This is a genomic window from Xanthomonas sp. Leaf148 (assembly GCF_001423585.1).
GTDB lineage: Bacteria > Pseudomonadota > Gammaproteobacteria > Xanthomonadales > Xanthomonadaceae > Xanthomonas.
The window spans coordinates 495,762-508,567 of record NZ_LMOP01000012.1 but is presented as its reverse complement, the minus strand read 5'-3'; the positions used below and the strand labels follow the sequence as shown (position 1 = coordinate 508,567).

The following is a 12,806-nucleotide window of genomic DNA, read 5'->3' as shown; positions in this document are numbered from 1 at the left end:
AGGTATCCCGATGACCGTACCCGAGACCGTCGCCGTCCCGGCCGCGCCGTTGCAGCGCGCGCTGGACCGCGTTTCCGATATTGCCATTGGCGTGGCGTCGCTGGCGCTGCTGGGCCTGGTGGTCGTGCAGGGCTGGCAGGTATTCACCCGCTATGTGCTCAACAATTCCCCGAGCTGGACCGAGCCGGTGACGCTGTTGCTGCTGAGCACCGCGCTGAGCCTGGCGGCCGCCGCCGGTGTGCACACCAATCGCCACTTCGGCTTCTACCTGCTTGGCGACCATGTGCCACCGCTGGTGCGCAAACTGTTCGATCTGATTCGCCCGTTGATGATCATGGCCATCGGCGCCGTGCTGGCGTGGTGGAGTGCGGCGCTGCTGATCGATGGCCTGGACATCAAGATGGCCGGCGCGCAGATGCCGCAGAGCATCAACTACCTGCCGTTGTCGGTTGGCGGTGCGCTGATGGTGGTGTTTGCCTTGTACAAGTTGTGGCGTGTGCTGCGCCCGATCCACACCGGAGGAGTGCGCTGATGGGCATCGCCATGTTGTTGGGAACCTTCGTGGTGCTGCTGCTGATCGGCGTGCCGGTTGCCTATGCACTGGGTGCGGCCGCACTGGCCACGTTGCTGTATCTGGACCTGCCCACGGTGGTGCTGGTGCAGCAGATTTCTGCAGGCAGCGGCTCGGCATCGCTGATCGCGATTCCGCTGTTTATCTTTGCCGGCGAGCTGATGCTGCGCGGCGGGATTTCCGAACGTTTGATCGCGCTGGCGTCCTCGTTGGTCGGGCGCGTGCGCGGCGGCCTGGGTCAGGTCAGCGTGCTGTCGTCGCTGTTCTTCGGTGGTGTGTCCGGCTCTGCCATCGCCGACGTGTCGGCGGTGGGCGGCACCATGATTCCGCAGATGATCAAACGCGGTTACGACCGCGATTACGCGGTGAACGTGAGCATGACCGCCGCGTTGGTGGCGCTGTTGGTGCCGCCCTCGCACAACCTGATCCTGTTCTCGGCGGCGGCCGGTGGCGGCCTGTCGATTGCCGATCTGTTTGCGGCCGGCATCTTCCCCGCGCTGCTGATGACCGCGGCAATGATGGTCACCGGCTATGTGGTGGCGCGCCATCGCGGCTACGGCACCGAGCCGTTCCCCGGCTGGCGTGCGGTGGCCTTGCGCCTGTTCGGTGCATTGCCGGGCCTGGGCCTGGTGGCGTTGATCTTCATCGGAATCCGCGCCGGCATCTTTACCGCGGTGGAAAGCGCCGCGATCGCCGTGGTCTACGCGTTGATCGTCACGGCATTGCTGTATCGCCAGCTGCGCTGGGCCGAGTTCTTCGCCGCCGTCACGCATGCCGCCCGCACCACTGGCGTGATCCTGTTCGTGATCGCCACAGCGGCGGTGTTCGGCTGGTTGCTGGCGTATCTGCAGGTGCCGGCAGCGGCGGTGAAACTGCTGCAGTCGGTGGCCGACGGCAAGAACACCGTGCTGCTGATGATCGTGGTGATGCTGCTGCTGCTGGGCATGTTCATGGACCTGGCGCCGAAGATCCTGATCTGCACGCCGATCTTCCTGCCGGTGGTCAAGGCCTACGGCATCGACCCGATCCATTTCGGTCTGGTGATGGTGCTGGCCGGCGGTATTGGCCTGATCACCCCGCCGATCGGGTCGGTGCTGTTTATCGGCACCTCCATCGGGCAGATCACCATCGCCCAAAGCATGCGCACCATCTGGCCGTTCTGGCTGGCGGCGCTGTGCGTGCTGTTGATCGTGGCGTTTTTCCCGGAGCTGTCGCTCTGGTTGCCGAGGGCACTGCGCGCGTAAGCGCGTCGGTGCTGGCGGGAGTCTCCCGCCTTCATCCAGCAGCCGGCGATCTAGGCGCCGGCCCTGCATCGCCCCGCGCGACGGGGACAAGGAGAAAGCATGCGTCACCGTATGACATCCGCGCGCTTGCGTTGGCTGCTGGCCGCCGGGCTGGTGCTGTGCACCGGCCTGAGCATGGCCGCCGACTGGAAGCGCGGTATCGAACATCAGCGCATTGCCGACCAAGGCAATGGCACCTTCCTCAACCCGGTCCTGGCCGGCGATCACCCCGACCCGTCGGTGCTCAAGGACGGCGACGATTACTACCTCACGCTGTCCTCGTTCGACGCGTATCCCGGCCTGCCGATCTGGCATTCGCGCGATCTGGTCAACTGGCAGCCGCTGGGCCACGCCATCACCCAGAACGTCGGTGCGATCTGGGCGCCGGACCTGATCAAGCACGGCAAGCGCTATTACATCTATTTCCCGGCCCGTCGTGGCGACCAGGCCGAGCGCAGCAACTTCGTGGTGTGGGCCGATGACATCAAGGGCCCGTGGAGCAAGCCGATCGACATCGGCCTGGGCAAGTACATCGACCCGGGTCATGCGGTGGGCGAAGACGGCAAGCGGTATCTGTTCCTCAGCGGCGGCGATTACGTGCAGCTGTCCGACGACGGCCTGACCGTGGTCGGCACGCCCAAGCACGTCTACGACGGCTGGAAGTACCCGGAAAGTTGGGACGTGGAAGGCTACGCGCAGGAAGGCCCCAAGATCACCCGCCACAACGGCTGGTACTACATGACCACCGCCGTAGGCGGCACCGCCGGCCCGCCGACCGGGCACATGGTGATCACCGCGCGCTCGCGCTCCATCCATGGTCCGTGGCAGAACGCGCCCAACAACCCGATCACCCGCACCAAGAGCGCCGACGAGCCGTGGTGGTCGCGTGGCCACGCGACCCTGGTGGAAGGCACCGACAAACGCTGGTGGATGCTCTACCACGGCTACGAACACGGCTTCTGGACGTTGGGCCGGCAGGCCTTGCTGGACCCGATCGAATGGACCCCGGACGGCTGGTTCGTCGCCAAGGGCGGCGATCTGGGCACCCCGCTGAAAAAACCCAGCGGCCAGGCGCTGACCCACGGCCTGGCGCTGTCGGACGATTTCCGCGCCAAGACGCTCGGCCCGCAGTGGGCGTTCTTCAACCCGGCGGCCGACGAAGCCAAGCGCCTGCAGGTGGGCGATGGCGTGTTGCGTCTGCAGGGCAAGGGCACCGCTCCGCGCAACGCCTCGCCGCTGACGGTGATCGCCACCGACCAGGCCTACCAGTTCGAAGTGCAGATGACCGTGGCACCGGGCGGGCAGGGCGGGGCGCTGCTGTTCTACAGCGACAAGCTCTACGCCGGCGTGGGCAGCAATGGCGAAAACTTCGTCATGCACCGCTACGGCGAAGAACGCCCCGGCACGCTGGCCCCCAGTGCTACCGGTGGCACCTTGTGGCTGCGGGTCACCAACAACCGCCACATCGTCACCATCCACAGCAGCACCGACGGCAAGACGTGGACCAAGTACCCGGTGCAGATGGAAGTGTCCGGGTACCACCACAACGTGGCCGGCAAGTTCCTGGCATTGAAGCCGGCGCTGTATGCCGCCGGCCCGGGCCAGGTGGAGTTCCGCAACTTCCGCTACCGCGCCCTGGACTGACCGTTCTGCATCGCCGGGCATGCCGCCGCGATGGCCGCTGTGGCGTGCCTTGCGCGGCGGGTCCGGGGTGGCGGCAGGCTTCGCTCAGGTCTGCCGGCCGTCTGGCCGGTAGAATCCAATCAACTTCACTGGTTGACCGCTATGCCCGCCCGCAAGATGCCTGAAGAGGGAATGCCCGGCCTGCCGAAGGGCAAGGTAGCCACGATCAACGACATCGCACGGATGTCGGGCGTGTCCAAGAAGACCGTTTCGCGGATCATCAACAACTCGCCGCTGGTGCGGCAGGACACCCGCGAGAAGGTCGAGGCGTTGATGCGCGAGGTTGGCTACTCGCCCGACCCGCTCGCGCGCGGGCTGGCGTTCCGGCGCTCGTTCCTGATCGGCATGGTCTACGACAATCCCACCGCGCAATACATCGTGGACATGCAGTACGGCGCGCTGGACGCGCTGCGCGGCTCCAGTTTCGAGCTCGTGGTGCACCCTTGCGACAGCCGTAGCCCCGGCTACATCGAAGGCGTGCGTCGTTTCGCCCAGGCGCAGAAGCTGCACGGGGTGATCCTGGTGCCGCGCGCGTCCGAAGATCAGGCGCTGGCCGATATGCTGGCCGAGATCGGCTGCCGCTACACCCGCATCGCCTCGGTCGCGCTGGATACCACCTCGCAAACGGTGATCACCCACGACCGCGACGGCGCCGCCGAGGCGGCCGATTACCTGCTCTCGCTCGGCCACCGCGACATCGCCCTGGTCACCGGCCCCAGCGCCTACCGCTCCTCGATCGAACGCACCTCGGGATTTGCCGACGCGCTGACCCGGCGCGGCATCGAACTGCCGTCCGAGCGTATCGTCGAAGCCGGCTACACCTTCGAATCGGGCGTGGCCGCCGCCGAAAAGCTGCTGCTGGGGAAAAAGCGCCCCACCGCCATCTTCACCGGTAACGACGAAATGGCCGCCGGTATCTACAAGGTCGCGCTGCGTGCCGGCATCAACATCCCGCGCCAGCTGTCGGTGATCGGCTACGACGACAGCTCGCTGGCTTCGCGCCTGTGGCCGCCGCTGACCTCGGTGCGCCGCCACACCCGCGACACCGGCCGCACCGCTGCGGCCATGCTGATCCAGCCCGACAACGCCCCGCAACTGCCCACCGCCAGCGTGCGCCCGCATCTGATCGTGCGCGACTCCTGCCAACCGCCGGAAGATTGAGCACCGCGCGCCGCGATCCCACGCGGCGCGGCCTTCCGCTCCACCTTGCAGGACGTTGTGCCGGTCAAGGTGAGAACAGCTGCCTCGATCGGCCGACGGCTGGCCCCCATCCGCCCTTCGGGCACCTTCCCCCGCAGGCGGGGGAAGGCAGCACTTACCACTCAGGCCGCGCCTCCAAACACAGCGCGCCGCCTCGCACCCTCATCCGGCGCTACGCGCCACCTTCTCCCGGTGGGAGAAGGAAGCAGGCAGTCCCTCAGACCCACCCATCCCACTATCGTGCACTGCGCAATGACACCGGTTAACCAGAGCCGGTAGACTACCCACGGAGCAAGCCCTCTTCCCCCCGCTTGCCATGGAGATCGCGCATGTCCCTGTACTGCAAGACCCACTACGCCACCCACCCGGATGCCATCAAGGGCGCCAGCAACGACGACCTGCGCGAGCTGTATCTGCTCGACGGCCTGTTCGTCGATGGTGCGGTGACGCTCAAATACACCCATTACGAGCGCTTCGTGCTCGGTGGCGCCGCACCGCTGGGCACCGCGCTGGAACTGCCCAAGCAGACCGAGCCGGCCTCCGCCGCCGGTCACCCGTTCCTGGAGCGCCGCGAGCTGGGCGTTATCAACGTCGGCGCCGGTAGCGGCACCGTGACCGTGGATGGCACCGCCTACACGCTCGGTCCCAAGGACGGCCTGTACGTGGCGATGGGCAGCACCGATGTCAGCTTCGCCTCGGACGATGCCGCCAACCCGGCCAAGTTCTATCTGGCCTCGACACCGGCGCATGCGCGCTTCGAGACCAAGCAGCTGTCGATCAAGGATGCAGTGGCGCTGGACCGTGGCGCGCTGGAAACCAGCAACGAGCGCACCATTTACCAGTACATCGTGCCGGCCACCTGCCAGTCCTCGCAGTTGCTGCTGGGCTTGACCGTGCTCAAGCCGGGCAGCGTCTGGAACACCATGCCGCCGCATCTGCACGACCGTCGCAGCGAGGTGTATTTCTATTTCGACCTCGGCGCCAACGACCGCGTGTATCACTTCATGGGCGAGCCCGAAGCGCAGCGTCACATCGTGATCCAGAACAACGAAGCGGTGGTGTCGCCGCCGTGGTCCATCCACATGGGCGCCGGCACCAGCAACTACGCCTTCATCTGGGCGATGGGCGGCGAAAACCTGGATTACACCGACATGCACGTGCTGGATATCTGCCAGCTCAAGTAAGCCCGGTTTCGATCCATCGTTCGCTCCAGTGACGCCGTTTTTCCAGGCGAGCGCTGGCAACGTCAGCGCGCCCCGACGCGGCGTTGGCGAAGCACCAGTTCAAACAGCACAAATGCACTCTGCCGCGCACTGCGCGGCTCACTCATCACAACGTGGCACATCCAGCAGGAGCGATAAGGTAATGAGCAATCCGTTCAGTCTCGAAGGCAAGGTCGCATTGGTCACCGGTGCCAACACCGGCTTGGGCCAGGGCATCGCGCTGGCATTGGCCGAAGCGGGCGCGGACATCGCCGCCGCCGGCATCCAGGCGCCCACCGAGACCGAAGAAAAGGTCAAGGCGCTGGGCCGCCGTTTTATCGCCATCGAAGCCAACCTGATCAGCATCGAGCCGGTGCAGCGCATCGTCGACGCCACCATCGCCGGTCTGGGCGGGTTGGACATTCTGGTCAACAACGCCGGCCTGATCCGTCGCACCGACGCGGTCGATTTCAGCGAGCAGGATTGGGACGACGTGCTCAACGTCAACCTGAAGTCGGCGTTCTTCATGGCGCAGGCGGCCGGCCGTCATTTCATCGCCCAGGGCCGTGGCAAGATCATCAACATCGCCTCGATGCTGTCGTTCCAGGGTGGCATCCGCGTGCCCTCGTACACCGCCAGCAAGTCGGGCATCGCCGGCATCACCCGCCTGCTCGCCAACGAATGGGCCAGCAAGGGCGTGACCACCAACGCCATCGCGCCGGGCTACATGGCCACCGACAACACCGCGCAGCTGCGTGCCGATGAAGACCGCAACAAGTCGATCCTGGATCGCATCCCGGCCGCGCGCTGGGGCGTGCCGGCCGATCTCGGCGGCACCGCGGTGTTCCTGGCCAGTAGCGCCTCGGACTACGTCAACGGCGCCATCATCCCGGTCGATGGCGGCTGGCTGGCGCGCTGATCCAGATCGCATGGCCATGGCGCGCACTGTCAGACGCGCGCAGCCGCCCCTGGTGTCCCGCGATACCACGTCCTTCTCCCGCGAGCGGGAGAAGGTGCCCGCAGGGCGGATGAGGGTAGCAACTCGTCCGGGACCGTATCAAGGGTGCGCAGAGTCTTGGTCACGTCTTGTTCGTTTCGCGCCGAAAGCCCCGGATGGGACCGCAATCGAAAGCACCTCGCGGCAGTCCCTAGCCTCCATCCTTTTCCGAACCACTCTTCCCCAACCAATCGGAGCATTCCCATGAAAATTGCACTCATGAATGAGTTTAGTCAGGCCGCCAAGAACCCGGTGATCCTGCAGCAGCTCAACGACATCGCCGGCGAACAAGGCCACAACGTGTTCAACGTCGGCATGGACGGCGACAACGATCACCGCCTGACCTACATCCACTTGGGCATTGTCGCCAGCCTGCTGCTGAACTCGAAGGCGGTCGACTTTGTCGTCGCCGGCTGCGGTACCGGCCAGGGCGCGCTGATGTCGCTCAACGCTCACCCGGGCGTGTTCTGCGGCTACTGCATCGAGCCGACCGACGCCTACCTGTTTGCCCAGGTCAACAACGGCAACGCACTGTCGCTGGCATTTGCCAAGGGCTACGGCTGGGGCGCGGAAATCAACGTGCGCTACATCTTCGAAAAAGCCTTCAGCGGCGAGCGCGGTCTGGGCTACCCGGCCGAGCGTCGCGAATCGCAGGCCGCCAATGCCGGCATCCTGACCCAGGTCAAGCAGGCCACCGCCAAGTCCTACCTCGACGGCCTGCGCGCCATCGACTCGGAACTGATCAAGCAGGCCATCGGCGGCGAGCGCTTCCAGCAGTGCTTCTTCGACAATGCGCAGGATGCGGAGATCCGCAACTTCGTCGCCGGCCTGCTGGGCAAGAGCGAAGCCGCTGCTGCCTGAGTGCAGCCGCATGCGCATGCCTGTGTTCCTGCACCGGGAGCAGGCATGCGCCGCAAGGTGAGTGCTTGAGACGTCGCTGACGCGTCAGGCACGTACGGCGTCACCCACTGCTGAGACAAGCAGTGGGTGACAGTCACTGCACGCCCTGCTGTGACTGACTCCGATGCAGGCGCCCAAAAGCGTGAGTGCATCCGTTGCGAACAGAGAGCGTGCGTGGACGCGAGCAGAAGCAGTGTGCATTCGTCCACAAGCACTCGTGCATTTAACCGAAAGCGCGCGTGCATCGAGCCCCTCTCGCACCTAGGCGAGAAGGCACTGCTTACGCGCCATGGGCGCGCGTGCCGCAAGCGCGGGTCGGGACGCGGGTAGGGCGGAAGGCAGCCAACCGGCAGTCAAGCGCAGGTATCGGACTCGCTCAATAACCAGCAAGTGCCGATGTTGACGATGACCCACCGAAGCATCACGTCGCCCGTTCTGGATCCAGCCAATGCACGAAGTACGGATGCCAGTCGCTTCGAAATCACGCATCAAGCGTGCAGCCATACGTCGGTACCGCACTGCAGATAGCAGCAAGACCAGATCCAAAAGCAGCAACACCAGCAACAACACCAGCAACAACAACAACAACAACAACAACAGCAACAACAGCAACAACAGCAACAACAGCAACAACAGCAACAACAGCAACAGCAACAGCAACAACAGCAACAGCAACAACAGCAACAGCAACAGCAACAACAACAGCAACAACAGCAACAACAGCAACAACAGCAACAACAGCAACAACAGCAACAACAGCAACAACAGCAACAGCAACAGCAACAAACACCGCACTCACCTGGAGCCCCTCATGCGTCGACTGCTCATCGCCATGCTGCTGCTCTGCACTGGCATCGCCCATGCCCATGCTGCGCCCTATCGCATCTTTATCGCAGGCGATTCCACCGCGGCCGAGTACGGCGCCGATCGTGCACCGCAAGCCGGCTGGGGCCAGATGTTGCAAGCGTGGTTCGACCCCGCCCAGTGGCAGGTGCACAACCACGCCAAAGGCGGCCGCAGCACCCGCAGTTTCATCGCCGAAGGGCGCCTGGACGCCATCGCCAAGGAGTTGCAACGGGGCGACATCCTGCTGATCCAGTTCGGGCACAACGATGCCAAACGCGAAGACCCTACACGCTATACCGATCCGCAAGGCGACTACGTGCGGTTCCTGCGCCAATACATCGCCACCGCGCGCGAGAAGGGCGCCACGCCGATCCTGATCACCCCGGCCGCACGCCTGCTCTACGACTTCGGCGCATTGCTCGATACGCATGGCCGCTACACCCTGGCCATGCAGCAACTGGCGGCCGACCAACACGTCGGCCTGATCGATCTCAACGCCAGTTCCAGCGACTGGATTCGCGCACTCGGCGAGCAAGCCGCCAAGCCGTACTTTCTGTTCGTCCCCGAACAGGGCAAAGCAGATGGCACTCATTTCAGCCGCGCCGGCGCTACCGCAGTGGCTTGCCTGGTCGTGCACGGCTGGGTGCAGCTACAGCCTGAGTTAAAACCCCAGCTGCGTCGCGACGCCGATTGCGGCGCAGTCCCCGATACCGCCGCGCAACGCGCCGCAGAGGCGTATCCATCGCTGGTTGTGCATGAGCGCGATCTCGCCCGCGAACAACCCGGCCCGCACGGCGGCGCCGGCCCCACCACGGCGTATCCGTTCTTCGCAGACGCGCCGGAGTTGAAGTTCGTGCTGCGCAAACGCGTGCTGCACAAAGGTGCCGGCATCGGCCTGCACCTGCACGACAAGGACGAGGTCTACTACATCGTCAGCGGCCGCGGCCTGTACGCGCTGGATGGCAAGCAATACGACGTCGCAGCAGGCGATGCACTGCTGACGCGCCCGGGCAGCACCCATGCATTGCAGCAGACCGGTGATGCACCATTGGTGCTGTTGTTGGCCTACCTGCCAGCGCCGGCAGGGTGAACCGTCGGCGCGATGCATCGCAGGTACGGGCGCAGCAGACGCGCCACCCAAGCAATGCCCCGCCGACCCAGCGCTGCAACCCCGGTGGCATTCGATCCAGGCCTGCAGCCATCGCCGTGCGTTGCGCCGCATGACCTTCGGCATGCTGGCAGGCGGCCTCGACCGGCGGCATGATTGGCGATCCCACACTGCTCGGCGCGCATGAAAACTCCCTGGTTGCTTCTGTGTGTGCTCATCGCGCTGGCACCTGGCGCACTGGCCGGCCCGGCATCGGCCGTCCCTGCTCCGATTGCGCTGGACCTGGAGCTTGCACCGCATGCAACCAAGGGCAACGTGGACACGTTAGAGGTGCGTCTGCGCCTGGCCACGCTGACCGTGGCCCGCGGCGGCATCGTGGCGCAGCTGCCGATGCAAGAGGGAAACGTGGATAGCGCTGCCGAGCACATCGTCTCGATCGAAGCCACCGATGCGCAAGGGACGGTGCAGCTTGCCGGGCGCGCGGCCACCGCGCAGGAGCGCGGCGATCAAGGCCCGTTGCGCGTCTGGACTGCGCCACGCGCGCTCGGCGGCCCGCTCAGCCTGCACTACCGTGTCCCGGCCAGTGCGACCCGGCCGCCGCGCGGCCCGGCGCCGCCTATTTCGTTCCGTAACGATGCGCATGCGTTTTCTGCAGTGTCGAGCATGTTTCTGGTGCTGCCGCCGCAGACCCAAACGTACGCGTTGACCATTCGCTGGGATCTGTCGCAGCTACCCGATGGCGCCAAGGGGGTGAGCTCGTTCGGCGAAGGGACGGTGCAGGTCGCGCAGATCGACAACGACAGTTTGCCTTTCGTGTTCTTCATGGCCGGAGAGGTCGGACGCTGGCCGAGCGTGCCGCGTGCGGACGGGTTTTCGGTCGCCTGGCAAGGGCAGCCGCCCTTCGATGCGAATGCGTTATCCGCGTGGGTGGGCAAGCTGCACGAGCAGTTCGAGCTGGCGTTTCCGCAACCCGAGTCCAGGCCCTACACGATCTTCCTGCGCTACAACCCGGTCAACGCTGGCGGCGGGACCGCATTGAACCAGTCCTTCGTCACCACCTATGGCGCAGGGGACGGCGCCGATGTGAACCTGATCAAGATCACCTTGTCGCATGAAATGTTCCATACCTATCAGCCGCGCCTTTCCGAGCACGGGCCTGAGTCCACGACCTGGTTCACCGAAGGCTCGGCGGTGTTCTACCAGGCGCTGCTGCCGCTGCGATTCGGTTTGCTTTCCCCGCAGCAGTTTCTGGATTCGCTCAACACGACCGCAGCGCGTTACTACACCAATGCGCTGGGAAATCTGCCCAACGCACGCATCGATGAGGGATTCTGGAAGGACACCCGCATCCGCATGCTCGCCTACGACCGCGGCATGTTGTATCTGGCCACGGTGAACGATGCGCTACGCAAGCGATCGCAGGGCCAGCGTTCGCTGGATGACCTGCTGCGTGCGCTGCTGGCGATCGGGCCGCAGCGCGAGGCAACGCAGGCCGATTGGGAGGCCTTGCTGAAGGCGGAGCTGGGCGAGGCGGCGGTGCAGGACTTTCATGCCTTCCTGGCCGGTACGCCGCCGTTGCCGGCGTCGGACGCGTTCGGGCCGTGCTTTCGCAGGACCAGCAAGCCGCTGCGGCGGTATGTGCTGGGATTCGAGCCGGCGGTGCTGGCCGAACCCAAGCGTGTCGTGCGCGGGCTGATGGCAGCGTCGGCGGCCGCGCAGGCAGGAGTGCGCAATGGCGATGAGATCGTGCGTCCGGTGCCGCAGGACGGCATCCAGGGCAATCAGACCGAGCATCTGCAGTTGCGCTTGCGTCGCGACGGCAAGGAGTTCGACGTGGACTATCTGCCACGCGGCGAGCAGGTGGACGCCTGGCAATGGGAGCGCGTGCCTGGGGTGGACGATGCGCAATGCCGGCTGTGAGTCGGCGCTGATGCGCGCAGGCGTGCCTGTCTGCGGATAGGCACCCGGCGATCTAATGCGCAGTCGCGCACGTGCCGCTGTCGCTGCCGCTGCCGGATCAATGCGTCGCTGAGGTGCCCGCATGCGCGACGGGGATTGCCCTGGAGATTGCCCTCGCACGCCGCGATCGCGGCGTGTCCGTCTGCGTCATCCTGCATGCCCGTCGCACACGTCGCGCAGCGCATGGGTGAAGGCTCAGGCCTTATCCACCCCGTAATGCACCAGGCCCAGCCGCGCCAGGTCGCCGGAGCGGCGGTAATAGACTTCTTCCCAGCCCTGCACGCGTTGGCGGTCGGCCTCGTTCATGGCGTCCAGGATGTCTTCGATGCTGAGCAGGTCGGGGTCTTCTTCCAGCCGTTCAAACACCGCGCCCAGGCCTTCGATGGCCTGCCGGGTTTGCGCTGCGCCCATGGCTGCCAGACCGCGCACTGCGTCGCTGCGGGTGGCCGCATCCCAGCGGTCGAAGTAGCGGGCGTAGCCGCTTTCGGTCATGTCCGCATCCAGCCGGGCAAGCGCGACCAGCTCGCGTTCGCCCGGCGATAGCGCGTCCAGGCGTCCGCGTAACGTTGCCAGTTTTGCCTGCGCGCGTGCGGCGCGACGGCGCCATAGCAGTTCGGGCATGTTGATCAGCCCTTCCGCTGTGGGCGGCGCCACCGCAGGCCAATTCACGCCATGGCCGTCCTCGGTGATCTGCCAGTGCGCGCGCTGTGGTGGCGTGGCCTTGAGCAACAACCGATGCGCCTGGATGGGCTCGTCGATGCGGATGCCGTTGGCCAGGGTGAACAGCAGGCGGGTGTCGTCCAGCTCCAAGCGCCGGATGCGCAGATGCGTCAGGTCCATTGAGCGAATGCGATGTGGGGAGTCTCGACCATAGTCCGCGCTGGCGATGGTGTCGAGTCGCTGCGCACTGCGTTGTCCCGCAGCGCGAACTGCACGTGCGTCGCATCGCCTTGCCAGGGTGACGCCGCCGTCTGGCCAAGGCGCGACAGGACAGCGCAATGCAGCGACGCACCACGGCGCGCGGCTTTCAGCCTCGTACCTCAAGGTGTCAGACACG

The 12,806-nt window shown here is 65.4% G+C and carries 11 protein-coding genes; 9 read left to right on the top strand and 2 right to left on the bottom strand.

Annotation, left to right across the window (positions count from 1 at the left end):
- The first annotated feature begins 10 nt into the window (after nt 1-10).
- The 7 genes from ASF90_RS19290 to ASF90_RS19260 all read left to right on the top strand — a co-directional run bounded on the left by ASF90_RS19290 (nt 11) and on the right by ASF90_RS19260 (nt 7,797).
- On the top strand, nt 11-532 hold the full coding sequence (locus ASF90_RS19290; protein ID WP_055853860.1) for a TRAP transporter small permease subunit: 522 nt from the start codon (nt 11-13) through the stop codon (nt 530-532).
- Nucleotides 532-1,815: a TRAP transporter large permease gene (locus tag ASF90_RS19285; RefSeq protein ID WP_055853858.1), complete on the top strand. Its 1,284-nt coding sequence runs from the start codon at nt 532-534 to the stop codon at nt 1,813-1,815. The genes ASF90_RS19290 and ASF90_RS19285 overlap by 1 nt, the downstream gene beginning before the upstream one ends.
- A 99-nt stretch (nt 1,816-1,914) precedes the next feature.
- The gene (locus tag ASF90_RS19280) at nt 1,915-3,498 is read left to right on the top strand and encodes a family 43 glycosylhydrolase (RefSeq protein WP_055853855.1); all 1,584 of its coding nucleotides are present in this window, start codon (nt 1,915-1,917) and stop codon (nt 3,496-3,498) included.
- Between the two features lie 141 nt (nt 3,499-3,639).
- The gene (locus ASF90_RS19275) at nt 3,640-4,698 is read left to right on the top strand and encodes a LacI family DNA-binding transcriptional regulator (protein ID WP_055853853.1); all 1,059 of its coding nucleotides are present in this window, start codon (nt 3,640-3,642) and stop codon (nt 4,696-4,698) included.
- A 368-nt stretch (nt 4,699-5,066) separates the two neighbouring features.
- Nucleotides 5,067-5,921, top strand: a complete 855-nt coding sequence (kduI, locus tag ASF90_RS19270; RefSeq protein WP_055853850.1) for a 5-dehydro-4-deoxy-D-glucuronate isomerase — start codon at nt 5,067-5,069, stop codon at nt 5,919-5,921.
- A gap of 181 nt (nt 5,922-6,102) precedes the next feature.
- On the top strand, nt 6,103-6,858 hold the full coding sequence (gene kduD / locus ASF90_RS19265) for a 2-dehydro-3-deoxy-D-gluconate 5-dehydrogenase KduD (RefSeq protein WP_055853846.1): 756 nt from the start codon (nt 6,103-6,105) through the stop codon (nt 6,856-6,858).
- Between the two features lie 282 nt (nt 6,859-7,140).
- Nucleotides 7,141-7,797 (top strand): RpiB/LacA/LacB family sugar-phosphate isomerase, encoded by a 657-nt coding sequence (locus ASF90_RS19260; RefSeq protein WP_055853843.1) that lies wholly within the window; start codon nt 7,141-7,143, stop codon nt 7,795-7,797.
- A 520-nt stretch (nt 7,798-8,317) separates the two neighbouring features.
- Here ASF90_RS19260 and ASF90_RS19255 read toward each other — a convergent pair.
- The gene (locus ASF90_RS19255) at nt 8,318-8,635 is read right to left on the bottom strand and encodes a hypothetical protein (RefSeq protein WP_156364987.1); all 318 of its coding nucleotides are present in this window, start codon (nt 8,633-8,635) and stop codon (nt 8,318-8,320) included.
- A 12-nt stretch (nt 8,636-8,647) separates the two neighbouring features.
- Here ASF90_RS19255 and ASF90_RS19250 point away from each other — a divergent pair, with 12 nt between their 5' ends.
- Nucleotides 8,648-9,772, top strand: a complete 1,125-nt coding sequence (locus ASF90_RS19250; protein WP_055853840.1) for a GDSL-type esterase/lipase family protein — start codon at nt 8,648-8,650, stop codon at nt 9,770-9,772.
- Nucleotides 9,773-9,973: 201 nt separating this feature from the next.
- Nucleotides 9,974-11,710, top strand: coding sequence for a peptidase M61 (locus ASF90_RS19245; protein ID WP_055853839.1), 1,737 nt, complete (start codon nt 9,974-9,976; stop codon nt 11,708-11,710).
- A gap of 234 nt (nt 11,711-11,944) precedes the next feature.
- Here ASF90_RS19245 and ASF90_RS19240 read toward each other — a convergent pair whose 3' ends face one another.
- Nucleotides 11,945-12,589, bottom strand: coding sequence for a DUF4375 domain-containing protein (locus tag ASF90_RS19240; RefSeq protein ID WP_055853834.1), 645 nt, complete (start codon nt 12,587-12,589; stop codon nt 11,945-11,947).
- Nucleotides 12,590-12,806: the final 217 nt, after the last annotated feature.

What these genes read in the sequence shown, in the direction of transcription:
- ASF90_RS19290 (WP_055853860.1), top strand. Translation starts at nt 11, where the DNA reads ATGACCGTACCCGAGACCGTCGCCGTCCCGGCCGCGCCGTTGCAGCGC.
- ASF90_RS19285 (WP_055853858.1), top strand. Translation starts at nt 532, where the DNA reads ATGGGCATCGCCATGTTGTTGGGAACCTTCGTGGTGCTGCTGCTGATC.
- ASF90_RS19280 (WP_055853855.1), top strand. Translation starts at nt 1,915, where the DNA reads ATGCGTCACCGTATGACATCCGCGCGCTTGCGTTGGCTGCTGGCCGCC.
- ASF90_RS19275 (WP_055853853.1), top strand. Translation starts at nt 3,640, where the DNA reads ATGCCCGCCCGCAAGATGCCTGAAGAGGGAATGCCCGGCCTGCCGAAG.
- kduI (WP_055853850.1), top strand. Translation starts at nt 5,067, where the DNA reads ATGTCCCTGTACTGCAAGACCCACTACGCCACCCACCCGGATGCCATC.
- kduD (WP_055853846.1), top strand. Translation starts at nt 6,103, where the DNA reads ATGAGCAATCCGTTCAGTCTCGAAGGCAAGGTCGCATTGGTCACCGGT.
- ASF90_RS19260 (WP_055853843.1), top strand. Translation starts at nt 7,141, where the DNA reads ATGAAAATTGCACTCATGAATGAGTTTAGTCAGGCCGCCAAGAACCCG.
- ASF90_RS19250 (WP_055853840.1), top strand. Translation starts at nt 8,648, where the DNA reads ATGCGTCGACTGCTCATCGCCATGCTGCTGCTCTGCACTGGCATCGCC.
- ASF90_RS19245 (WP_055853839.1), top strand. Translation starts at nt 9,974, where the DNA reads ATGAAAACTCCCTGGTTGCTTCTGTGTGTGCTCATCGCGCTGGCACCT.
- ASF90_RS19240 (WP_055853834.1), bottom strand. Translation starts at nt 12,589, where the DNA reads ATGGACCTGACGCATCTGCGCATCCGGCGCTTGGAGCTGGACGACACC.